The organism is Staphylococcus schweitzeri, from assembly GCF_002902405.1.
Taxonomy (GTDB): domain Bacteria; phylum Bacillota; class Bacilli; order Staphylococcales; family Staphylococcaceae; genus Staphylococcus; species Staphylococcus schweitzeri.
Genome location: NZ_PPQS01000039.1, coordinates 3005 through 24640, shown reverse-complemented (window position 1 = coordinate 24640; position 21636 = coordinate 3005). Strand labels below are relative to the sequence as shown.

Sequence of the window (21636 nt, the reverse complement as noted above, 5' to 3'; positions counted from 1 at the left end):
TGACGATAATATTGCAAATAATGATAATCGAAATAATTTTGCTCAAATTATTTTAGGAAATCAAGAATCAGAATCTTTAAAGTACTTGTTAAATGTAAATCATCAGAGACTTAGCGACTTCAAAAGCATGTTAGCTTATAATGAATCCAATTATGCAGCTTTAGTTAATGAGCATCAAATATTGAATGAAATTAATGATAAAGATACAAAATCACTTCCTAAAAGTGATAAAAAAATAAAAGAATCTTTTTATAATGTTTTAAATCACAGAAAAAGTACAAGGAAATTTACATCTTTTGTAATGGCTTGTAAAGAATTGTCAACAATACTTAAATTTTCTTTTGGGATAGCACCTAGAAAAGTGGAATATGAGGATATAAATACAAGTACACGATTCTATGCATCGGCAGGTGGGTTATATCCAATTGATATATATCTTTATATCAACAATGTAGAAGATTATGATAAAGGCATTTATCTATACCAACCGATAAGTCACTCATTATTAAAAATTGTGGCTCATAAGGACATAAACACAGATGACTTTTTAGAAGGTAATAATATAGATATCGAAAATTGTAATTTCTTAGTCTTTTTTGGCTATAATTTTAACTCTAGTTTTTTGAAATACGGCGAATTGGCGTTATTAAATAGTTTGATAGAAATCGGTTGTATGTCACATAATTTTGATTTAGTCATTACATCATTAGGCTATACAGGATGCCCAATAGCTGGCTTTAAGAAAAACAATATAGAAAAATTACTTGAACTAGATCATGTTAATGAACATATACTATTTACGAATATATGTGGGAAGGAATAGTTAAGCAATGAAAACGTTTATTAAACCTAAAGATTTGTTTGTCGAAGAAAACAATAGTGAGTATATATTAAAAAAAGGATATTTACATCAACATTCAATAGCTATAGATAAAGAAGAAAGCAGTAAAAATTTTATAGTCAAATTCAAAACGTTAATTGCTGAAAATCAATTAGAATTAAATGAAAATGACGATGTTATAGACGATTTTAATAAACTAACGCAATTGAATTTAATACATAAAAAAATCGATACTTTTAATAAAATTTGTATTATTACAGACAAGTCAGCCAAAGCATTTTTTAAAGACCATCTCAATCAAGTTGATGAAATATATGAGTTTAATGAAGTTCTAGAAAGAGATGAAATTGAAACCTTGAATAATCAAAAAAGTAATTTATCTATTAATAAAGTTGTAAAAAAACAGCAATCAAAGTTAGCAGATATGAATGTTTTTGTTATTTTATCATACGCCAATCAACCTTTTATTAAAGCGTTTAACTTTTTATCAAACTTGTTGGATATGACTTATACACTTGCTTTTTATGATAATGAAAATGTATTTTTCACAAATATTCATCATGGAGAGACGGGGTGTTATGAATGTTTAGAACGACAATTAGTTTCTAAGTTTCCTGGTAAGATAGAAAATTATTTTGTACCGGATGCGCAAAATCAAGATATATACAGTCTCAAATTATACAGTTATATATTAAGTATAATGATAAATGAAATAAATAATATAGAAATTTACGGGGATTCAACACTATTAGGAAATGTACTTCATTTTTATTTACCCACATATGAATACAACTTTAATTTCAATAAGCGACAGTCTACTTGTTCGACATGTTCGACGATAAATAATGTTTTGTTTAAAGAGCAAAATATAAAGTCAGCTAATATTTTAAAAAGGGTGTTAGAAAATGATAACCTTTAAAAATAATTTGAATTATAATCTGTATAGACAAAACTTATTAGGCGGAAATGTAGCGGGTATTTGGAAAGATAACAGCTTTTTCTTAGGTTTAAATTCATATCCTATTATGAATTATCATTATGTCACAGCTCAATTTAATAATTTTGAAAAAAACTTCTTAAGTGAAGATTTCAAAGTGAATTATCATTTAAGTGGTTACGGCATTCATTATAATGAAGCACTAGCGTCCTTCTTAGGAGAAAGTACAGAAAGATATGCTTTTACGCTGTTGTATCAAAATTTAAAAAGAAAAATCATTTATGCGTCTCATGCACAAATTTCAGAACAACTAAAAAATTCAAATAGCTTAATATTACCTTTAACTTTAATCAATATATATTTTGAGGAAAAAGACTCCGAACATTATATTTGTGAGGATGATGTCATTCAATGGATTCCACTTAAATCTCTATATCACCCAGACCATGATGTTTTAATACCTTTACAAATGCTTGTTCTATTTGATAAAACGATATTTAAAGATGAAAAGCAGTTTACGAATAGTGGTGTTTCGACCGGTACAGCTAGTCATGAAACATTTGAGAAAAGTTTAACCAATTCTATTATTGAGATTTTACAAATAGATTCATATAATTTGTGGTGGTACGGAGGCATTGAAGGAAAGACGATTTCTGTAAATATTGCTGAAAAACTAAATGAATGGTTTAAACGGGAAAGCATTGTGCACAAATTTCTTGATAATTTTGATGTATACTTCACTGATATTAGCTTTGATAAGCCTATTCATGTTGTTGTCTGTGAGGTTAAATCTAAAGCTAAAGATTTAAGTTTGCCTAAATATGTCGTTGGGGTTCAAGGTGATATGAACTTAGAGCAGTGTATCTATAGAAGCTTATTAGAATGTGTTACAGTGTTAGAGTATGCAATGACTGAGGTTTGGAATAATACTACGCATTTTAAGAACATCTCAGAAAATATTAAAAATCATCCTATTGATAATTTAGATGATAATGTTATGTATTATGCTAAATATGGTTTGAATTTTAATATGCAGAAAAGAAAAAACACCTTACAAAATATTAAAAATGCCAAAAATTTACATGAGATCATCAATGAGTTAAAACATTTAAGTTATTATGCGTGTTATTTAGATATTACGCCTGTGGAATTTTACAATAAAAATTTAGTTGTCGTTAGAACATTTATACCTGAATTATTGACGATAGCTCTACCATCATATCCACCTTATCTGCATCCAAGATATAAAGAAATAGGGGGAATAATAAATGATATTCCACATCCTTTGGCATAGTCTGATTGGTTTAATGTTTTTTCTAACTTGCTTCCCAGGTATATTGCTTATTTGCATTAGAAAAGTAGCGTATTTTAAATACATAACTGAATTTCATAAGTACATTTTGGTACTTATTATCATACTGTTAATAGATACGTGTTTATTTTTAAGTAATACAAATATTTACTTAAGTGTATCTGTTATTATCATTACACCAGTAATTATTTATATTACAGAAAAATCATTACTGTTTAACAAAAATTTGTTCGACTTTTATAATAAAAACAGCAAATTTATTTTAAGTGTGTTAATAGCATATCCAATACTAGAAGAATTAAATTTCCGTTACTTCTTGTATAATTTCAGCTTGATATATCATTATCATTTTATTCAGTACATCATCTTATCAGTACTAACCTTTGTGTTCGCTCATTTACTATATCAAGGAAAGTCTTCTATAGTAAAAATCTTTTTTGCTACAATGCAAGCACTGATTTATTTGTATTTTAGAGATGTTTTTATCAATATAATTGTTCATATGATTTTTAATATATTAGTATTTAGTAGCCAAATGAAGAAACTAAATTATACTATAATAACAAAATAAAAGAAATTAAAAAATTGACCAAAAATGATCGTTTAAAAGTATTCCACCACATTTTAAAAACATTGATTGAAGTAAATGTATAATTTATATGTTATGATAGCATGTATTATAGAGAAATAGAGGTATTAACTTATGGAAAAGTTAAATCAAGTTATGTTATATGTTGATGATGTTGACAAAGCGAAAGCATTTTGGACTGAAACATTAGAGTTTGTTGTTGTAAGTGAAACACCGTTGGCTGAGGACTATATTGCAGTTGAAGTATCGCCTACAAAGGATGCTGAAACGTCATTAACGATTATGGCAAAAGAATTTATTGAAAAGTATAGTCCTGAAGTGAACTTAGGAACGCCATCTTTAATGTTTAAAGAGAAAAACTTTGATGCATTATACTCAAAATTAAAAGACTTAGGTTTAACTGGACACGATATAGTAGAAATGAATGGTCAACGTGTATTTAATTTCCAAGATGGCCAAGGAAACTATTTCGCTGTTAGTGACTAAATATATAAATAGCCTTTATATTGATTTTCGGATTGAATTTCAGTGTGAAGGTTTTATTTTTATCGTTTTATGCAATCGTTTGCACAAATGTTTTGACTTTTTTAGAAAGTGTGACTACACTAATATTATACACGTATTGAAAGCGTTTTCTGGCACAAGAGATAAGCAGGAGGTGATTAATTGACTACAATTAAAGATGTTGCAAAAAAAGCGGGTGTTTCTCCTTCGACAGTTTCAAGAGTTATAAAAGGAAATCAACGTATTAGCGAAGCAACAATTTCTAAAGTTAAGAAAGTTATGGAAGAATTGAATTATTTTCCGAATACTGCAGCTAGAACTTTAATCACAAATCAAACTTATAAAATTGGGTTGGTTTTAAAAGGTTCTGAGGAGCCTATTCGACTGAATCCATTCTATATCAATGTATTGCTAGGAATTTCTGAAGAATGTAACCAGCATGGTTATGGAACCCAAACAACAGTATCGAATAATATGGACGATTTGAAAGAAGAAGTATTTAAAATGATGAAACAGCGCATGGTGGATGCGTTTATTTTACTTTATTCAAAAAATGATGATCCAATTAAACAAATGTTAATGGAAGAAAATATGCCATTTATTGTAATTGGAAAGCCTACATCAGATTCAGACTATAAATTTACACATATTGATAATAATAATGTTTTAGCATCTGAAAATTTAACACAACATGTTATTAATCAAGGTGTTGATGAAATATTATTCATTACTGAAAAAGGGAATTTTGAAGTTTCTAAAGATAGAATTAAAGGTTTTGAAAAGATAGTATCTCAACATAATATTAATTATCAAATCATTGAAACGAATAGCGAAAGGAAATCTATTTTAAATTTTATACAAGGACAACAAGCAAGATTGAAAGACCCAAATATTAAACAAGCAATCATTTCATTAGATGCCATGCTACATTTAGCCATTTTAAGTGTGCTTTATGAATTAAACATTGAAATACCCAATGATATTTTGACTGCTACATTTAATGATTCTTATTTAACAGAAATAGCATCGCCCCCTCAAACATGTATCGATATTAAACCTAGATTATTGGGACAACAAGCTGGGAATGCAATTTTAAAAATTTTAAATAAGAGAGAGCAAAATGTGATTGAATTGGTAATTATTGATACTGAATTAGTAATCAGAAAATCTACACAACGATAGCAAAGGAGTTTTAAAATGAATAAGCAATGGTGGAAAGAAGCAGTAGCATATCAAGTATATCCAAGAAGTTTTAATGATAGTAATCATGATGGTATTGGGGATTTACCAGGAATGATTGATAAATTAGATTACTTAAAAGACTTAGGCATTGATGTGATATGGTTAAGCCCTATGTTTAAGTCACCAAATGATGACAATGGCTATGATATTAGTGATTATAAAGAAATTATGGATGAATTTGGTACCATGGAAGATTTCAATCAATTGTTAAAAGGTGTTCATGATAGAGGCATGAAGCTTATTTTAGATTTAGTTGTGAATCATACATCTGATGAACACCCTTGGTTTATCGAATCTAGATCAAGTAAAGATAACCCCAAACGAGATTGGTATATTTGGAAAGACCCTAAAAAAGATGGAGCTGAACCAAATAACTGGGAAAGTATTTTTAATGGTTCAACATGGGAATATGATGCAAAGACAGGCCAGTATTACTTCCATTTATTCAGTAAAAAGCAACCTGACTTAAATTGGGATAATCCTGAGGTTAGAGATGCAGTGTTTGAAATGATGAATTGGTGGTTCGATAAAGGCATTGATGGGTTTAGAGTAGATGCGATTACTCATATTAAAAAGACATTTGAAGCGGGTGATTTACCTCTACCTGAAGGTAAAACTTATGCACCAGCTTTTGACGTGGATATGAATCAACCAGGTATACAAACTTGGTTACAAGAAATGAAAGATCGCTCATTAAGTCAATACGATATTATGACTGTTGGAGAAGCTAATGGTGTGAGTACCGATGATGCTGAAGAGTGGGTAGGAGAAGAAAAAGGTAAATTCAATATGATTTTCCAATTTGAACATTTAGGTTTGTGGAATAGTGGCGATTCTCACTTTGATGTTAATGCGTATAAATCTGTTTTAAATAAATGGCAAAAGCAACTTGAAAATAAAGGATGGAATGCACTATTTATTGAAAATCATGACCAACCACGACGTGTATCGACGTGGGGTGATGATGACAAGTATTGGTATGAATCAGCAACAAGTCATGCAGTAGTTTATTTCTTGCAACAAGGTACGCCATTTATTTATCAAGGACAAGAAATTGGTATGACAAATTATCCATTTGAAAGTATTGAAACGTTTAACGATGTTGCTGTTAAAAATGACTATCAAATTGTGAAAGCTCAAGGTGGAGATGTAGACGTTTTACTTGCGAAATATAAAGATGAGAACCGAGATAATTCTCGTACACCAATGCAATGGGATGACACGTTAAATGGAGGATTTACAAATGGTGAACCTTGGTTCCCAGTGAATCCGAATTACAAAACTATCAATGTTGCACAACAATTAGAAGATAAGCATTCAGTATTACAGTTCTATAAAGATTTAATTCAACTAAGAAAGTCTAATGACGTCTATGTTTATGGTCAATTCGATTTAGTAGATGCCGACAATTCACAAGTATTTGCTTATACAAGAACGCTCAATGATAAAAAGGTACTAATAGTCGGAAATCTTACTGAAAAAGAGGCAAAGCTTGATGTACCATTAGATACTAGTAGTGCAAGTGTTAAACTATATAATTATGATGGCAACGTTGATATAAAACATCTAAGACCGTATGAAGCATGTGTAATGGAACTAAATTAATATTTTAAAATACCCCTTATACAAAATGATGTTAATTCATTAAATGTATAAGGGGGTTTAATTTTTTATAAATTTTTAGTCTTCATTATATGGACTCTGTTTAACAGGAATCCAAAGCTGAATTTTAGTGAATGGGTCATTAAATGAAATATCAAGAGGATATACTTCTACATATAAATCATTTCTTTCATATGGAAGTGTTAACTGCAAACTTGATTCAATGTAATACCATGCTTCATTAGTGGCATAATCAATTTCACCTTGTAAATTGAATTTTGCACAATGTTTGCCAGGTAAAAATCTACTTTCTAAGTGTGCTGGATAACGTTCACTTGGAACACCTACAAATATTTCTAAACCATTTTCAAGAGGACAACTAATAACGAACAATTCAAACGGGCTGACATCATTATATCGTTGTAACTCTTTTATTTTACCATCAATGAGCAAGTCTTCTAAAAAATCCGGAACATTAAAAGGATGTGACAAATACTTAGTGTCTATAAATCTTGCATATCCAACCAATGAAATATCATCTGTCTCTTCTAATCTATATGGATAGGGTGCTCTCTCAGTAGTTGATAACTTGATATATAATCGCTCTTGAATTTGTAATTCATCTTTTTTAGTTGAAGCTTGAATAGGTGAAACGCCATGGAAATCACTAAAATCATTAGCGAAGTCATTTGAGTTTGCATAGTGATATTTCTTAGCGATATCAACGAGTCGTGTTGCGCCATGAATCACATCATTTGCTGCGAGCGTCATTTTGCGTGCTCGTGCATAAGCTTCTGGAGATAAGCCGACAATCATTTTAAATGATTGATCAAGATGGTATGGCGAAAGACCAACGTAATCACTTAATTCTTGCAAATTGAAAGGCTCTAATAAACGATCTTCAATATAAACAATTGCCTGTTGTATTTGCTTGATAACGTCCAAAACTTTCACTCCAATTAATTCAATCATTTATTTTTATTCTACATTATTTCTAATAAATATACACCCATTTGTTCGGTGAATATTAAAATAGTTTGGTGTAGTTTAAAATATACCAATTCAGTCTAGTCTAGAAAAAAAGCGAATGATAGAAACTTTGATTAACTAATAGTGTAATCAATGCTTGTCATTCGCTCATGTATTTATATTTAATATGTGCGTACTAATTTAATTATTGAATATCGTCCCACCAGTGATTACCATCACGAGCAAGTAATAAATCACTTTCTAATGGACCATTTGTGCCTGATTCATAGTTAGGAAACTCTGGGTCTACCATGTTCCATTCATCTTGAATAGCATCCACAAACTTCCATGTTGATTTTAACTCTTCCCAATGTGTAAAATTAGTCGCATCACCTTTTAGACAATCGAACAGTAGGTTTTCATATGCATCAACTGTATTCATTTTATCTTGGGCGCTCATTGAATATGATAATTGAACAGGTTCAGTCTCGATACCTTGTGTATTTTTCTTAGCGTTTAAATGTAATGAAACACCTTCGTTCGGCTGAATATTTATTACTAATAGATTTGAGTCTAATAGTTTATCAGTTTCGTAGTATAAATTCATTGGTACTTCTTTAAATTCAACGACAACTTGAATCGTTTTAGATTTCATTCGTTTACCAGTACGGATGTAAAATGGTACACCAGCCCAGCGGAAGTTATCAATTGTTAACTTGCCTGAAACAAAAGTAGGTGTATTTGAATCGTCTGAAACACGATCTTCGTCACGGTATGCTTTAACATTTTTACCATCAATATAACCTTCACCATATTGTCCACGTACAAAGTTCTTTTTAACATCTTCAGATTGGAAGTGACGAAGTGATTTAAGTACTTTTACTTTTTCAGCTCGAATATCTTCACTATTTAAACTAATTGGAGCTTCCATAGCTAATAAAGCAACCATTTGTAGCATGTGGTTTTGAACCATGTCTTTTAACGCACCACTAGATTCATAGTAACCACCGCGATCTTCAACACCTAATATTTCAGAAGATGTGACTTGAATGTTTGAAATATACTTGTTGTTCCAAAGGGGTTCAAACATTGCATTTGCAAAACGTAACACTTCAATGTTTTGAACCATATCTTTACCTAAGTAATGGTCAATACGATAAATTTCTTCTTCTTTAAATGACTTACGAATTTGATTGTTTAATGCTTCTGCAGATTTTAAATCACTACCGAATGGTTTTTCAATAACTAGACGTTTAAAACCATTTGTATCTGTTAAGCCCGATGATTTTAAATAATCTGAAATGACACCGAAGAATTGCGGAGCCATAGCTAAGTAAAATAAACGATTGCCGTTTAATTTGAATTTACTATCAAGTTCATTACTGAATTCTAATAATTCTTGGTAACTTTCTTCGTTACTTACATCATGTCTATGATAGAAGACATGTTCCATAAACGCGTCAATTTTATGTGTATCTTTTACGTGCTTTTGAATTGATGATTTTACTTGATTACGGAAATCATCATTAGTAATGTCACGACGTCCAATACCGATGATGGCAATATGTTCATCTAAATTGTCTTGTTGGTAGAGATGGAATATTGATGGAAACAACTTACGATGACTTAAGTCACCAGTTGCACCAAAGATTGTGATTAAACATGGGATGTGTTTGTTTTTAGTACTCAAGATTAAAACCTCAATTCTTAATTAGATATATGATTTATTATTATAAGATAATCCATTCAGTAGGTCATACAATATGCTCGACTGAATTAGCTAACTTAAAATGAATTATCACTAAATGTATCATTCAAAATGTGATACTTATTAATGTTTAGTATAACGTAATTATCAAAATTTATATAGTTATGTCTACGTTTAAGTTTGAAAATTTAGCATGTAAGATAGAATTTTTAACAGAATTTGATTAAAGAATAAATTAAAACTAAATTGATACAAATTTTATGATAAAATGAATTGAAGAAAAGGAGGGGCATATATGGAAGTTACATTTTTTGGAACGAGTACAGGTTTGCCAACTAAAGAAAGAAATACACAAGCAATCGCATTAAATTTAGAACCATATTCCAATTCCATATGGCTTTTCGACGTTGGTGAAGGTACACAGCACCAAATTTTACATCATGCAATTAAATTAGGAAAAGTGACACATATTTTTATAACGCATATGCACGGAGACCATATCTTTGGTTTGCCTGGGCTACTTTCTAGTCGTTCTTTTCAAGGTGGAGAACAAAAGCCACTAACATTAGTAGGGCCGAAAGGTATTAAAGCTTATGTAGAAATGTCATTGAAATTATCTGAGTCACATTTAAATTATCCAATTACATATATTGAAATCGACGATCATTTAACTTATCATCATGAAGGTTTTACTGTAGAAGCACATTTACTTAACCATGGAATACCTTCATATGGTTATAGAGTTATTGCACCAGAGACGACAGGCACAATCAATGTTGAAGCATTGAAGCAAATTGGTCTTGAACCGGGTCCGAAGTATCAAGAAGTAAAATCACAAGATACATTTGAACATAATGGTCAAGTTTATCAATCGCAAGATTTTCGAGGCGTCTCTAAACAAGGACCAATAGTTGCGATATTTGGTGATACAAAGCCATGTGCTAATGAACGATTGATTTCACAAGATGCAGATGTGATGGTACATGAAGCAACTTATATAGATGGTGAAAAGCATTTGGCCAACAACTATCATCATAGCCATATTGAAGATGTTTTTACGTTGATAAAAGAAGCAAATGTAAAACGAACATTTATTACGCATTTGAGCAATCGTTATAACATGGAAGATATTAATGAAATTTATCAAACATTAATACAGAGTGAAGATACACCAAATTTCAGATTTGTAAAAGATTTTGATAGCTTTAAAATTTAATTTTAATTTTCAAGTTAAAGCTTAAGAACAAATTCATGCAAATAAATAACCCGACTATACAAGTATGTTCAATGAATCACACTTGTTCGTCGGGTTTGTTTTTATTGGTCTTCAATATTCGAAAGTTCAATACTACGGTCGACTGCTGCATTTAAACAATCTTCAAATATAGACACTAAATCATATTGAGAAAGCGTATCAAGGCCAGCTTGAGTAGTTCCACCTTTAGAAGTAATATTCTTTCTTAGTTGAGCCATACTTAAATCTGAGCGTTCAATCATCTTACTCGTTCCAATAATAAGGTTACGAATAGATTCTTCAACTTGTTCTTTTTCTAAGCCAAGTTTCGTACCAGCTTTAACATATTGCTCAAACACATGATATAAAAACGCTGGACCGCTTCCTGTGATAGCAGTTACTTGATGTAAATGGTCTTCTGACACTTCAATTACAGAACCAAATGCTTTAACTAAATCGTTAATTTCATCTTTAGATTTAGGATCAAAATTATTTGAAAAGCTAATGCCAGTAACTGAATGACCTACTTGTGCATTTGTGTTTGGCATAATTCTAGCAACTGGATTTCTACAGTCTAATTGTTGTTTTATATAATCAATCGGAATACCTGCCATAATTGAAATAAAACAATTGTCTTTAGTAATATGAGGTTTAATTCGTGTTGCTAAAGCATCAAAGTCATGAGGTTTTGTGCCCAAAAATACATAATCAGCATCTTTCAATAATGTTGCATCATCGTAACTATAGTTAACACCTAGTTTTTCTGCAAATGCTTTTAAGGCCTGTTCATTTGATTTATTTGTTAAATGTATATCATTTGCATCTAAGTCGCTTGAGTTAATAATACCTGTAAATATAGCTTGTGCCATATTTCCTGCTCCATAAAATACGAGTTTCATTAACGTCACATCCCTTTAGTTTTTGATTTGTGTGTTATATTTCCTTATTATTGTATATATAATAAGGAAGATAATCAACTTGTCTCGTTTCAGTAAAATGATATATCGCGATTCACTTGATTGCTTGCATAAAAAGGATGATTAGAAGATGAAAGGACAACATTTTATAGTAACTGGAGGAACAAGTGGATTAGGTCTATCAATTGTCCGTAAATTACTTGAAAATAAAGTACAAGTAACGTTACTGGTGCGTGATGTAGACAAGGCAAATGAGATTTTTAAACAAGAGTTAGGTAACACATTAAATGTAATTTTTTGTGACTTAAATGATAATAAGTCGATACAGGCACTGCAATTTGAAGACAATACATCATTTGATGGTTTCATTTATAGTGCAGGTTTAGGTTATTTCAAATCTATTTCAGAACACAGTATCACAGAAATGATTGAAACGTATCAGCTTAATATAATTGGTTTTAATATTTTATATACTATGTTAAGACCGTCTTTAACGCCTAGCGCACATATTGTAGGTATTTCAAGTCAAGCTGCATTTTCCACTCAAGCAAATGCTGCACATTATGGGGCATCGAAAGCAGGATTTTATGCATTAATGAATGCTTTAAGGCTAGAGTCACCAAACTTACATATCATGACGGTTAATGTTGGCCCAATTGATACACCTTTTCATCAAAAAGCCGATCCATCAATGAAGTATGCTAAAAGGATGGGGAAAATTATGCTTGATGCTAATCAGCTTGCAGATGATATCATTCTTGGTATTAAAACAAAGCAATTAGAAATTAATCGACCTAAATGGATGCATTATGCATTAAAATTATATCAAATTGCGCCAAGATTATTCGAACGGTGTTTCCCTAAATTATTTAAAAACAAAGCATAAATAGGTGGGATGACTATGAATTGTCAAACGGAGAGTGTGGTAAGACTTTGTGTACGATATGCGGAACAACTATCAGTATTTGAAGAATTTACAGTGTTGGATATTTTAGGAGATATTTCTGTAGACCAAATTTCAGACAGTACATTATATTATATTTGCGAAAAATTTTACCTGCTTGTGCTGCAAAATAATGTAATGGGTGTAAAGATAATTGAAAATAATATGGAAACGGTATGTGAAGTAAAATATAAAAAGATGTTTTAGTTTAAATGTGATGCTGTAAGTAATTCGATTGAAAGAATATCATGTAGGATTGTATAAATACAAAAACAGCAGTAGTTTATTTTGTGATGAAATTTAACATACTGCTGTTTAATGCACTTCTATAGTATAAAGACAATGATATAACTTTTTAGTACAGAAGTTATTACTGTAGTAAATGGTTAGTATATTCCAAATCTTTTACACGAGCTCTTGCTGTTTTGATTTGATCTAAACTAACTTTAGAATGATAGTTTTCAATATTTTCTTTTAATTGGTCGACGCTACTTGCACCTACAATTATGGAACCAAGCACGTCATGTGATTTTAAGTAATTAAATGTTAAAGCAGTCAAATTACTTTCAATTTCTTTGATAGAAGCTATAGTCTCACCTAATTCATCATGGGAATAATTAAAGATACCATCTTTAAATTTATTGTCGAGCACATTAACACTATTTGAAGTTAACAATCCTTTAAACACTGGTCCTCTTGCAAGTACTTTTACATCATTGTTGTGTATTGTATCTAATAATGATTCTGGACGATTATCAATTAAATTGAATTGAGACATAATTGTTTCGATTTGACTATGTTTTAAATAATAATCAATTACATTTGGGCGAATTGAAGAAATACCGTAAGCACGAATAATACCTTCTTGTTTCAATTCATCAAATGCGCTAATAGTTTCGTCTAATGGGTCATCAATAGTTCCACCATGTAGTTGATAAAGATCGATATGATCAATACCTAAGCGTTTTAGAGAGCCTTTAACTGCTTCTTTAATGTAAGATTTGCTTGGATCCCATGTAGTACTGCCATCGTTTGTTAAACGATTACCCACTTTTGTACCAATAATTATGTCATCTCGTTGTTGATATTTATGAAGTGCTTTTCCTACAACTGTCTCATTAACACCTTTATCATACATATCTGCTGTATCAAAATAAGTAATGCCATGTTCAACTGCACAATCTATAATTTGTTCTGCTTTCTTTAAATCTGTACCTAAACTCATGCAACCTAAACCTAATTCAGATAAAGCAATGCCACTTTTTAATATATTTTTTTGCATGTCTGTTCTCCTTTCGATACACTTTAACTAACAAGCATAGTGTATCAATATATAATATGAAATTAAAGGAACGTGATTATAATGGACTTAAATGAAAAAACAATTGATCGAACGGTCATATATAACGGTAAAATTATTGATGTAGAAATTCATACTGTAACTTTGCCGAATGGAGAAACTTCAACAAGGGAACTAGTTTATCATAATGGTGCAGTTGCTGTGTGTGCTGTGACTCCTGAAAAAGAAGTTGTTTTAGTAAAGCAATTTCGAAAGCCAATCGAAAAGCCATTACTAGAAATACCAGCAGGTAAATTAGAAGATAATGAAGATAGACTCGAAGCCGCTAAACGTGAGTTAGAAGAAGAAACAGGATACATTGCTAAAGAATTAACGCATGTAGTAGATATGTATGGTTCACCTGGATTTTGCGATGAACAATTATCAATATTTTTTACAGATAATTTAGAGGAAGGTACAGTGCATTTGGATGAGGATGAGTTTGTAGAAATTGTAAAAGTACCAATTGAAAATATAAAATCGATGTTAATAAATAAAGAAATTGAAGATGCTAAAACAATCATAGCGTTACAGAATCTATTATTAAATTATAATCATTCTAAATAACAAATGAGAAAAGCTTGCATTTTAATGAGAAAACTGTTAATTTTAATTGTGAAGTTTGAAATAATTTGTAATGATTTTAATTATTAGTAGGGGAGTGGGCATCGTTGGAAGAACGATTAAATCGCGTTAAGCAACAATTACAACAATCATCGTATAAGCTAACGCCACAACGCGAAGCTACTGTTAGAGTTTTAATTGAAAATGAAAAAGACCATTTAAGTGCTGAAGATGTATACTTAAAAGTAAAAGATAAAGCACCGGAAATTGGCTTAGCAACAGTATACAGAACGTTAGAGTTATTAGCTGAATTAAAAGTAGTAGACAAAATTAACTTTGGTGACGGTGTCGCTCGTTTTGATTTAAGAAAAGAAGGCGCAAAACATTTCCATCACCATTTAGTATGTATGGAATGTGGTCGTGTAGATGAAATCGACGAAGACTTATTACCAGAAGTTGAAAATCGAGTTGAAAATGAGTTTAAATTCAAAATTTTAGATCATCGTTTAACTTTCCATGGTGTGTGTGAAGAATGCCAAGCGAAAGGTAAAGGATAGAAAATTGCGTAGGTTAAATTAACCTTCGCTTTTTTTAGAGGTGCGGTTATGGAGACAATTATTGAAGAATATTTGCGTTTTATACAAATCGAAAAAGGATTAAGTTCTAATACAATTGGTGCGTATAGACGGGACTTAAAAAAATACCAAGATTATATGTCTGGGCATCATATTTCACATATTGACTTTATAGATAGACAAGTGATTCAAGAGTGTTTGGGATATTTAATTGATGAAGGGCAATCCGCTAAATCAATTGCACGTTTTATTTCTACTATTCGAAGTTTTCATCAATTTGCTTTAAGAGAAAAATATGCAGCTAAAGATCCAACGGTATTATTAGATTCGCCTAAATACGATAAAAAATTACCAGATGTGTTGAATGTTGATGAAGTCCTGGCATTACTAGAAACACCAGATTTAAACAAATTAAATGGTTATCGAGATCGAACGATGTTAGAAATTTTATACGCAACTGGAATGCGTGTATCAGAACTCATTCATTTAGAATTAGACCATGTTAATTTAATGATGGGATTTGTACGTGTATTTGGTAAGGGTGATAAAGAAAGAATTGTACCTTTAGGTGATGCTGTAATTGAATATTTAACAACATATATTGAAACAATTCGACCACAACTTTTAAAAAAGACTGTTACTAACGTTTTGTTTTTAAATATGCATGGGAAACCTTTATCACGACAAGCAATATGGAAAATGATTAAACAAAACGGTGTAAAAGCAAATATTAAAAAGACGTTAACACCACATACATTACGTCACTCTTTTGCGACGCATTTATTGGAAAATGGTGCAGATTTAAGAGCTGTTCAAGAAATGTTAGGTCATTCAGATATTTCGACAACACAACTATATACACATGTCTCAAAATCACAAATTAGGAAAATGTATAATCAATTTCATCCTAGAGCTTAAAGAGAATATTGAATTAAAAGTCACAGTACATTTGACTATAAGGTCTATGTAATTGTGACTTTTTAATTTGGAAATTAATTTTGCTTAAACTTTCTCATTTGAATTGCCTCTTGTTTGGCTTTAATAACATCTGAACGATCCCGGAGTTTATGATGATCAACGATAAACGAATCTGTTGTTGTTACTTGGTTATAATCATAGTCAGGAAAATTAACCTTGATAATATTTTCAAAGTCAGGAATTATTGGTAAAACTACTGGTGAAAAAGGCTTTGATTCATTAACCATAGCAATCTGTTGTTCAATTAATTTTTGAAACGCATCTATATTCAGATTTAAGACATTTGAATCTTTAGCATTTTGAATAATTTCATTTGATTTATTAAAAGATTTATATGCGCCCTTTAAATTATTGCGGCGATAATGATAACAAGCAGTTGCAAATAAGATTAAACTGACAACAGCATCTTGTTTACTAAAGTTGCTTTCTGCTTTCCAAGCATCTTCAAGAATGTCATGGCAAAGAAAATAATGTTGCTTTTTATGAAATTGGTAATAGAAATTAATGAGTGCCTGTTGCATTTTGTTTTCACCCCAATTTAAAAGTAAGTTATTTTCATGCTATAATATTTTAGAGAATTATGCACATATGACGTAATACGAGGTAGATATTATGTATGAAGTTAAATTAGATGCTTTTAATGGACCTTTAGATTTATTACTGCATCTTATCCAAAAATTTGAAATAGATATTTATGATATTCCAATGCAAGCATTAACTGAGCAGTATATGCAGTACGTACATGCAATGAAGCAGCTTGAAATTAATATTGCAAGTGAATACCTAGTATTAGCGTCAGAGCTCTTAATGATTAAAAGTAAGATGCTATTACCACAATCGACATCTGATATGGAAGTTGATGATGACCCGCGTGAAGATTTGGTTGGGCGTTTAATAGAATATCAAAATTATAAAGAATATACTGCTATTTTAAATGACATGAAAGAAGAAAGAGATTTTTATTTTACGAAAAGACCGACAGATTTATCTCATTTAGAAACAGATGAATCTTGGGATCCAAATCATACGATTGATTTAACAGAATTAATAGTAGCTTATCAAAGAGTTAAAAATAGAGTTGCTTTAAATACACCTAAATCTGTTGAAATCCGAAAAGAGACATTTACCATTCAACAAGCTACAGAACAAGTGACAACAAGATTGAAAGATAAAGATCATTTCAATTTCTTCAGTCTTTTTACATTTTCCGAGCCAATTGAACAGGTAGTCACTCACTTTTTAGCTATTTTAGAAATGTCGAAAGCAGGAATAATTAATATTGAGCAACAACGTAATTTTGATGATATTAACATTATTAGAGGAGTGAACTACCATTTTGGATAATCATGGTATATTAGAATCGCTATTATTTACAGCTGGCGATGAAGGTTTAGATGAAAAGCAACTATTAGACATTTTAGAAATGTCGAAAGAACAACTTGTAGAATTAATTGACAATTACTCATCACATGGACTAATGATACAACGATTTGGTACGACGTATGTATTAACGACAAAAAAAGAAGCGGCAACATACATTGAACAATTAATTGAGCAGAAATCACAAATGAAATTATCACAGGCGGCAATGGAAGTTTTATCAATTATTGCTTATAACCAACCATTATCAAGAAGTGATATTGAATTAATTCGTAGTATCAATTCAGATGGTGCGGTCAAAACGTTAATTGCAAAAGGTCTTGTAGAAGCTAAAGTGGTTAATGAACAGCGTAGCCAACAATTAATTACGACGGATTTGTTTTTAAATGTGTTTGGTATTTCAAATATAGAAGATTTGCCAACAACTGAAGAAGACGATGAAGAAATGGATGCTTTTTTCAGCAATCTAGTCAATCAAAAAGGAGAAAATAATGACTAAAGAATTAGAGAGATTACAAAAGCGTATAGCGAATAGTGGTTATACATCAAGACGTAAGGCGGAAACTTTGATTTCTGAAGGTAAAGTGAAAGTAAATGGTACAACTGTCACTGAATTAGGAACAAAAGTAAAGCCATCAGATACGATTGAAGTTGAAGGTATTAAAATAGAACTAGAAGACAAAATTTATATTTTATTCCATAAACCAACTCAAGTGATAACAAGTGTATCAGATGATAGAGGACGTACAGTGGTTACGGATTACTTTAAAGATATCGAAGCGCGTATTTATCCTGTTGGTCGTTTAGACTATGATACTTCTGGATTGTTATTACTTACAAATGATGGTGAATTTACTAATTTAATGACACATCCAAGATATCAAATTAAGAAGAAATATGTCGCAAAATTAAAAGGTTATTTAATGAGAGAAGAAGTGAAAGCGCTAGAAAAAGGTATTGAATTAGAAGATGGTATGACGCAACCGGCTGAAGTGAAAGTTAAGAAACAAGATAAAGAAAAAAACACAACATTGGTTGAAATTACAATTACAGAAGGGCGTAATCGTCAAGTCAGAAGAATGTTCGAACATTTTGGTCATCAAGTGACAAAACTGTCTCGTATTGAATATGGGCCTTTAAATGTTGTCGGTTTGAATGCTGGTGAAGGACGTGTATTGACGCCTCATGAAGTAAAAGTGATGCGTCATTTAGCAGAACATGGGAAATAATTAAATAAAATATGTATTTATCACAAAGTTTGAGAATTTTTTCACAAAATTTTAGGTTTTTAATAACTGTATGCGCTTTCCTGTGATATAATACTTTTGTAAAGAAAAGCATGTGTGGGAGGTATGACCTGTATGTCGAACGAAATACTTATCGTAGATGATGAGGATAGAATCAGAAGGTTACTTAAAATGTATTTAGAAAGAGAATCTTTTGAAATCCATGAAGCAAGTAATGGTCAAGAGGCTTATGAACTTGCAATGGAGAATAATTATGCTTGCATACTACTAGATTTAATGTTGCCTGAAATGGATGGTATCCAGGTGGCAACTAAATTGCGTGAACATAAACAAACACCGATTATTATGTTGACTGCTAAAGGTGAAGAAACAAACCGTGTTGAAGGTTTTGAATCTGGTGCAGATGATTATATCGTCAAACCATTTTCACCGAGAGAAGTAGTCTTAAGAGTTAAAGCACTTCTAAGAAGAACGCAATCTACAACTGTAGAACAAAGCGAACCTCACGCACGTGATGTGATTGAATTTAAACATTTAGAAATTGATAATGATGCACATCGCGTACTTGCTGATAATCAAGAAGTTAATTTGACTCCTAAAGAGTACGAATTATTAATATATTTAGCTAAAACACCAAATAAAGTATTTGACCGTGAACAATTATTAAAAGAAGTTTGGCATTATGAATTCTATGGTGATTTAAGAACAGTTGATACTCATGTTAAACGACTTAGAGAAAAGTTAAATCGTGTGTCTAGTGAAGCTGCTCATATGATTCAAACAGTCTGGGGCGTTGGGTATAAATTTGAGGTTAAATCTAATGATGAGCCGGCTAAATAGTGTCGTAATTAAACTGTGGTTAACTATTATTTTAATAGTGACGACAGTTTTAATTTTATTAAGTATTGCTTTAATTACCTTTATGCAATACTATTTCACACAAGAAACCGAAAATGCCATAAGAGAAGATGCTAGACGTATAAGTTCACTGGTCGAACAATCACATAATAAAGAAGAAGCAATAAAATATAGTCAAACATTAATTGAAAATCCTGGTGGGTTGATGATTATAAATAATAAACATCGTCAATCAACGGCTTCACTTTCTAATATTAAAAAGCAAATGTTGAATGAAGTAGTCAACAACGACCATTTTGACGATGTGTTTGATAAAGGTAAATCTGTTACTCGAAATGTAACGATTAAAGAAAAGGGTTCATCTCAAACATATATTTTGTTAGGCTATCCAACAAAAGCACAGAAGAATAGTCATAGCAAATATAGTGGAGTCTTTATATATAAAGACTTGAAATCAATCGAAGATACAAATAATGCTATTACGATTATTACAATTATAACTGCTGTCATTTTCTTAACAGTTACAACAGTCTTTGCATTTTTCTTATCATCAAGAATTACAAAACCGTTGAGACGTTTAAGAGATCAGGCAACACGTGTATCTGAAGGGGACTACTCTTATAAACCTTCTGTTACAACAAAAGATGAGATTGGTCAACTATCGCAAGCATTTAATCAGATGAGTACAGAAATCGAAGAGCATGTTGATGCATTATCGACTTCTAAAAATATTAGAGACAGTCTAATTAACTCGATGGTTGAAGGTGTCTTAGGTATTAATGAGAGTCGACAAATTATTTTATCTAATAAGATGGCGAATGATATTATGGACAATATTGATGAAGATGCAAAAGCCTTCTTATTAAGACAAATAGAAGATACTTTTAAATCAAAACAAACTGAAATGCGTGATTTAGAAATGAATGCACGATTCTTTGTAGTGACAACAAGTTATATCGATAAAATTGAACAAGGTGGTAAAAGCGGTGTTGTTGTAACGATTCGTGATATGACCAATGAGCATAATCTTGATCAAATGAAGAAAGATTTCATCGCAAATGTATCACATGAATTGCGTACACCGATTTCATTATTACAAGGTTATACTGAATCAATTGTTGATGGAATTGTTACAGAACCGGATGAAATTAAAGAATCGCTTGCCATTGTCCTTGATGAATCGAAACGTTTAAATCGTTTAGTTAATGAATTGTTAAATGTCGCTCGCATGGATGCTGAAGGTTTATCTGTAAATAAAGAAGTTCAGCCTATTGCGGCGTTACTAGATAAGATGAAAATTAAGTATCGTCAACAAGCTGATGATTTAGGTCTAAATATGACTTTTAATTATTGTAAGAAGCGTGTTTGGAGTTATGATATGGATCGAATGGATCAAGTACTAACGAACTTAATTGATAATGCATCACGTTATACGAAACCTGGTGATGAAATTGCAATTACATGTGATGAAAATGAAAACGAAGATATTTTATACATTAAAGATACAGGAACAGGCATTGCACCAGAACATTTACAACAAGTATTTGATCGTTTTTATAAAGTTGATGCAGCGAGAACGCGAGGTAAACAAGGTACCGGTTTAGGTTTGTTCATTTGTAAAATGATTATCGAAGAGCATGGTGGTTCCATTGATGTTAAAAGCGAATTAGGAAAAGGCACAACGTTTATTATCAAACTACCAAAGCCTGAATAAAACTGAATATAGTTATTTAAGAATGCATGTTATTGATTAGAGACTCTAATTTATAGCATGCGTTTTTTGATTGAAGTGGGTAATTTTGTAAGTGGATTAGGAATTGGGAATTAGGATTTTTGCGAATAACAACTATTAAATATATTACTAATTTATATAAAAATATAAAGTTTGATAAAGTTA

At 31.0% G+C, this 21636-nt stretch carries 23 protein-coding genes and 1 pseudogene; 19 read left to right on the top strand and 5 right to left on the bottom strand.

Going from position 1 to position 21636, the window contains the following annotated elements; translation table 11 throughout:
• From CD116_RS08120 to CD116_RS08090, 8 genes and pseudogenes are all read left to right on the top strand, one after another.
• The coding region (locus tag CD116_RS08120) for a SagB family peptide dehydrogenase (protein WP_240625118.1) at positions 1 to 823 on the top strand (823 nt) is incomplete at its 5' end.
• Positions 824 to 857: 34 nt separating this feature from the next.
• Positions 858 to 1760: a bacteriocin biosynthesis cyclodehydratase gene (locus CD116_RS08115; protein WP_240625115.1), complete on the top strand. Its 903-nt coding sequence runs from the start codon at positions 858 to 860 to the stop codon at positions 1758 to 1760.
• Positions 1747 to 3072, top strand: coding sequence for a YcaO-like family protein (locus CD116_RS08110; RefSeq protein ID WP_047549242.1), 1326 nt, complete (start codon positions 1747 to 1749; stop codon positions 3070 to 3072). The genes CD116_RS08115 and CD116_RS08110 overlap by 14 nt, the downstream gene beginning before the upstream one ends.
• Complete coding sequence (locus CD116_RS08105; RefSeq protein WP_047549245.1) at positions 3047 to 3661, top strand: CPBP family intramembrane glutamic endopeptidase; 615 nt, start codon at positions 3047 to 3049, stop codon at positions 3659 to 3661. The genes CD116_RS08110 and CD116_RS08105 overlap by 26 nt, the downstream gene beginning before the upstream one ends.
• 132 nt (positions 3662 to 3793) lie before the next feature.
• Complete coding sequence (locus CD116_RS08100) at positions 3794 to 4165, top strand: VOC family protein (protein ID WP_047425653.1); 372 nt, start codon at positions 3794 to 3796, stop codon at positions 4163 to 4165.
• A pseudogene (locus tag CD116_RS13725) lies at positions 4104 to 4305 on the top strand (hypothetical protein). Before CD116_RS08100 ends, CD116_RS13725 begins: the two are co-directional and overlap by 62 nt.
• A 40-nt stretch (positions 4306 to 4345) precedes the next feature.
• Positions 4346 to 5365, top strand: a complete 1020-nt coding sequence (locus CD116_RS08095; protein ID WP_047549248.1) for a LacI family DNA-binding transcriptional regulator — start codon at positions 4346 to 4348, stop codon at positions 5363 to 5365.
• A gap of 15 nt (positions 5366 to 5380) precedes the next feature.
• Entirely contained in the window at positions 5381 to 7030 is a 1650-nt protein-coding gene (locus CD116_RS08090) for a glycoside hydrolase family 13 protein (RefSeq protein ID WP_047529384.1), read from the top strand.
• A 75-nt stretch (positions 7031 to 7105) separates the two neighbouring features.
• Here CD116_RS08090 and CD116_RS08085 read toward each other — a convergent pair whose 3' ends face one another.
• On the bottom strand, positions 7106 to 7972 hold the full coding sequence (locus CD116_RS08085; RefSeq protein WP_169929118.1) for an AraC family transcriptional regulator: 867 nt from the start codon (positions 7970 to 7972) through the stop codon (positions 7106 to 7108).
• A gap of 229 nt (positions 7973 to 8201) precedes the next feature.
• Positions 8202 to 9686, bottom strand: a complete 1485-nt coding sequence (gene zwf / locus CD116_RS08080; RefSeq protein WP_047529386.1) for a glucose-6-phosphate dehydrogenase — start codon at positions 9684 to 9686, stop codon at positions 8202 to 8204.
• Between the two features lie 313 nt (positions 9687 to 9999).
• Between zwf and rnz the strand changes: the two genes are divergently transcribed.
• Positions 10000 to 10920 (top strand): ribonuclease Z, encoded by a 921-nt coding sequence (gene rnz / locus CD116_RS08075; protein ID WP_047549251.1) that lies wholly within the window; start codon positions 10000 to 10002, stop codon positions 10918 to 10920.
• Positions 10921 to 11021: 101 nt separating this feature from the next.
• On the opposite strand, the gene proC is transcribed toward rnz, so the two are convergent.
• Complete coding sequence (gene proC / locus CD116_RS08070) at positions 11022 to 11837, bottom strand: pyrroline-5-carboxylate reductase (protein WP_047425640.1); 816 nt, start codon at positions 11835 to 11837, stop codon at positions 11022 to 11024.
• A 148-nt stretch (positions 11838 to 11985) separates the two neighbouring features.
• Between proC and CD116_RS08065 the strand changes: the two genes are divergently transcribed.
• Positions 11986 to 12741, top strand: a complete 756-nt coding sequence (locus CD116_RS08065) for an SDR family NAD(P)-dependent oxidoreductase (protein ID WP_047549254.1) — start codon at positions 11986 to 11988, stop codon at positions 12739 to 12741.
• 15 nt (positions 12742 to 12756) lie between these two features.
• Entirely contained in the window at positions 12757 to 13005 is a 249-nt protein-coding gene (locus CD116_RS08060; protein ID WP_047549257.1) for a hypothetical protein, read from the top strand.
• Between the two features lie 163 nt (positions 13006 to 13168).
• On the opposite strand, the gene CD116_RS08055 is transcribed toward CD116_RS08060, so the two are convergent.
• Positions 13169 to 14080, bottom strand: a complete 912-nt coding sequence (locus CD116_RS08055) for an aldo/keto reductase (protein WP_047549260.1) — start codon at positions 14078 to 14080, stop codon at positions 13169 to 13171.
• An 81-nt stretch (positions 14081 to 14161) separates the two neighbouring features.
• Between CD116_RS08055 and CD116_RS08050 the strand changes: the two genes are divergently transcribed.
• From CD116_RS08050 to xerD, 3 genes are all read left to right on the top strand, one after another.
• A complete protein-coding gene (locus tag CD116_RS08050) occupies positions 14162 to 14704 on the top strand; it encodes an NUDIX hydrolase (RefSeq protein ID WP_047549262.1) in 543 nt (180 codons plus the stop codon).
• A gap of 104 nt (positions 14705 to 14808) precedes the next feature.
• Complete coding sequence (gene fur / locus CD116_RS08045) at positions 14809 to 15258, top strand: ferric iron uptake transcriptional regulator (protein ID WP_000392689.1); 450 nt, start codon at positions 14809 to 14811, stop codon at positions 15256 to 15258.
• A 48-nt stretch (positions 15259 to 15306) separates the two neighbouring features.
• The gene (xerD, locus tag CD116_RS08040; protein WP_047549265.1) at positions 15307 to 16194 is read left to right on the top strand and encodes a site-specific tyrosine recombinase XerD; all 888 of its coding nucleotides are present in this window, start codon (positions 15307 to 15309) and stop codon (positions 16192 to 16194) included.
• Between the two features lie 74 nt (positions 16195 to 16268).
• Here xerD and CD116_RS08035 read toward each other — a convergent pair whose 3' ends face one another.
• Positions 16269 to 16775, bottom strand: coding sequence for a DUF309 domain-containing protein (locus tag CD116_RS08035; protein ID WP_047549269.1), 507 nt, complete (start codon positions 16773 to 16775; stop codon positions 16269 to 16271).
• 91 nt (positions 16776 to 16866) lie between these two features.
• Between CD116_RS08035 and CD116_RS08030 the strand changes: the two genes are divergently transcribed.
• The 5 genes from CD116_RS08030 to srrB all read left to right on the top strand — a co-directional run bounded on the left by CD116_RS08030 (position 16867) and on the right by srrB (position 21453).
• Positions 16867 to 17598, top strand: a complete 732-nt coding sequence (locus CD116_RS08030) for a segregation and condensation protein A (RefSeq protein ID WP_047425626.1) — start codon at positions 16867 to 16869, stop codon at positions 17596 to 17598.
• On the top strand, positions 17591 to 18133 hold the full coding sequence (scpB, locus tag CD116_RS08025; protein ID WP_047425624.1) for an SMC-Scp complex subunit ScpB: 543 nt from the start codon (positions 17591 to 17593) through the stop codon (positions 18131 to 18133). Before CD116_RS08030 ends, scpB begins: the two co-directional genes overlap by 8 nt.
• Positions 18126 to 18863, top strand: a complete 738-nt coding sequence (locus CD116_RS08020) for a pseudouridine synthase (protein ID WP_047549272.1) — start codon at positions 18126 to 18128, stop codon at positions 18861 to 18863. Before scpB ends, CD116_RS08020 begins: the two co-directional genes overlap by 8 nt.
• A 132-nt stretch (positions 18864 to 18995) precedes the next feature.
• A complete protein-coding gene (gene srrA / locus CD116_RS08015; protein ID WP_000064078.1) occupies positions 18996 to 19721 on the top strand; it encodes a two-component system response regulator SrrA in 726 nt (241 codons plus the stop codon).
• Positions 19702 to 21453, top strand: a complete 1752-nt coding sequence (srrB, locus tag CD116_RS08010) for a two-component system sensor histidine kinase SrrB (protein WP_047549276.1) — start codon at positions 19702 to 19704, stop codon at positions 21451 to 21453. The genes srrA and srrB overlap by 20 nt, the downstream gene beginning before the upstream one ends.
• The last annotated feature ends 183 nt before the right edge of the window (positions 21454 to 21636 follow it).

Coding starts and splice junctions, on each gene's coding strand:
- CD116_RS08110 (WP_047549242.1), top strand. CDS start 1,747: ATGATAACCTTTAAAAATAATTTGAATTATAATCTGTATAGACAAAAC.
- CD116_RS08105 (WP_047549245.1), top strand. CDS start 3,047: ATGATATTCCACATCCTTTGGCATAGTCTGATTGGTTTAATGTTTTTT.
- CD116_RS08100 (WP_047425653.1), top strand. CDS start 3,794: ATGGAAAAGTTAAATCAAGTTATGTTATATGTTGATGATGTTGACAAA.
- CD116_RS08090 (WP_047529384.1), top strand. CDS start 5,381: ATGAATAAGCAATGGTGGAAAGAAGCAGTAGCATATCAAGTATATCCA.
- rnz (WP_047549251.1), top strand. CDS start 10,000: ATGGAAGTTACATTTTTTGGAACGAGTACAGGTTTGCCAACTAAAGAA.
- proC (WP_047425640.1), bottom strand. CDS start 11,837: ATGAAACTCGTATTTTATGGAGCAGGAAATATGGCACAAGCTATATTT.
- CD116_RS08065 (WP_047549254.1), top strand. CDS start 11,986: ATGAAAGGACAACATTTTATAGTAACTGGAGGAACAAGTGGATTAGGT.
- CD116_RS08060 (WP_047549257.1), top strand. CDS start 12,757: ATGAATTGTCAAACGGAGAGTGTGGTAAGACTTTGTGTACGATATGCG.
- CD116_RS08055 (WP_047549260.1), bottom strand. CDS start 14,080: ATGCAAAAAAATATATTAAAAAGTGGCATTGCTTTATCTGAATTAGGT.
- CD116_RS08050 (WP_047549262.1), top strand. CDS start 14,162: ATGGACTTAAATGAAAAAACAATTGATCGAACGGTCATATATAACGGT.
- xerD (WP_047549265.1), top strand. CDS start 15,307: ATGGAGACAATTATTGAAGAATATTTGCGTTTTATACAAATCGAAAAA.
- CD116_RS08035 (WP_047549269.1), bottom strand. CDS start 16,775: ATGCAACAGGCACTCATTAATTTCTATTACCAATTTCATAAAAAGCAA.
- CD116_RS08030 (WP_047425626.1), top strand. CDS start 16,867: ATGTATGAAGTTAAATTAGATGCTTTTAATGGACCTTTAGATTTATTA.
- CD116_RS08020 (WP_047549272.1), top strand. CDS start 18,126: ATGACTAAAGAATTAGAGAGATTACAAAAGCGTATAGCGAATAGTGGT.
- srrA (WP_000064078.1), top strand. CDS start 18,996: ATGTCGAACGAAATACTTATCGTAGATGATGAGGATAGAATCAGAAGG.
- srrB (WP_047549276.1), top strand. CDS start 19,702: ATGATGAGCCGGCTAAATAGTGTCGTAATTAAACTGTGGTTAACTATT.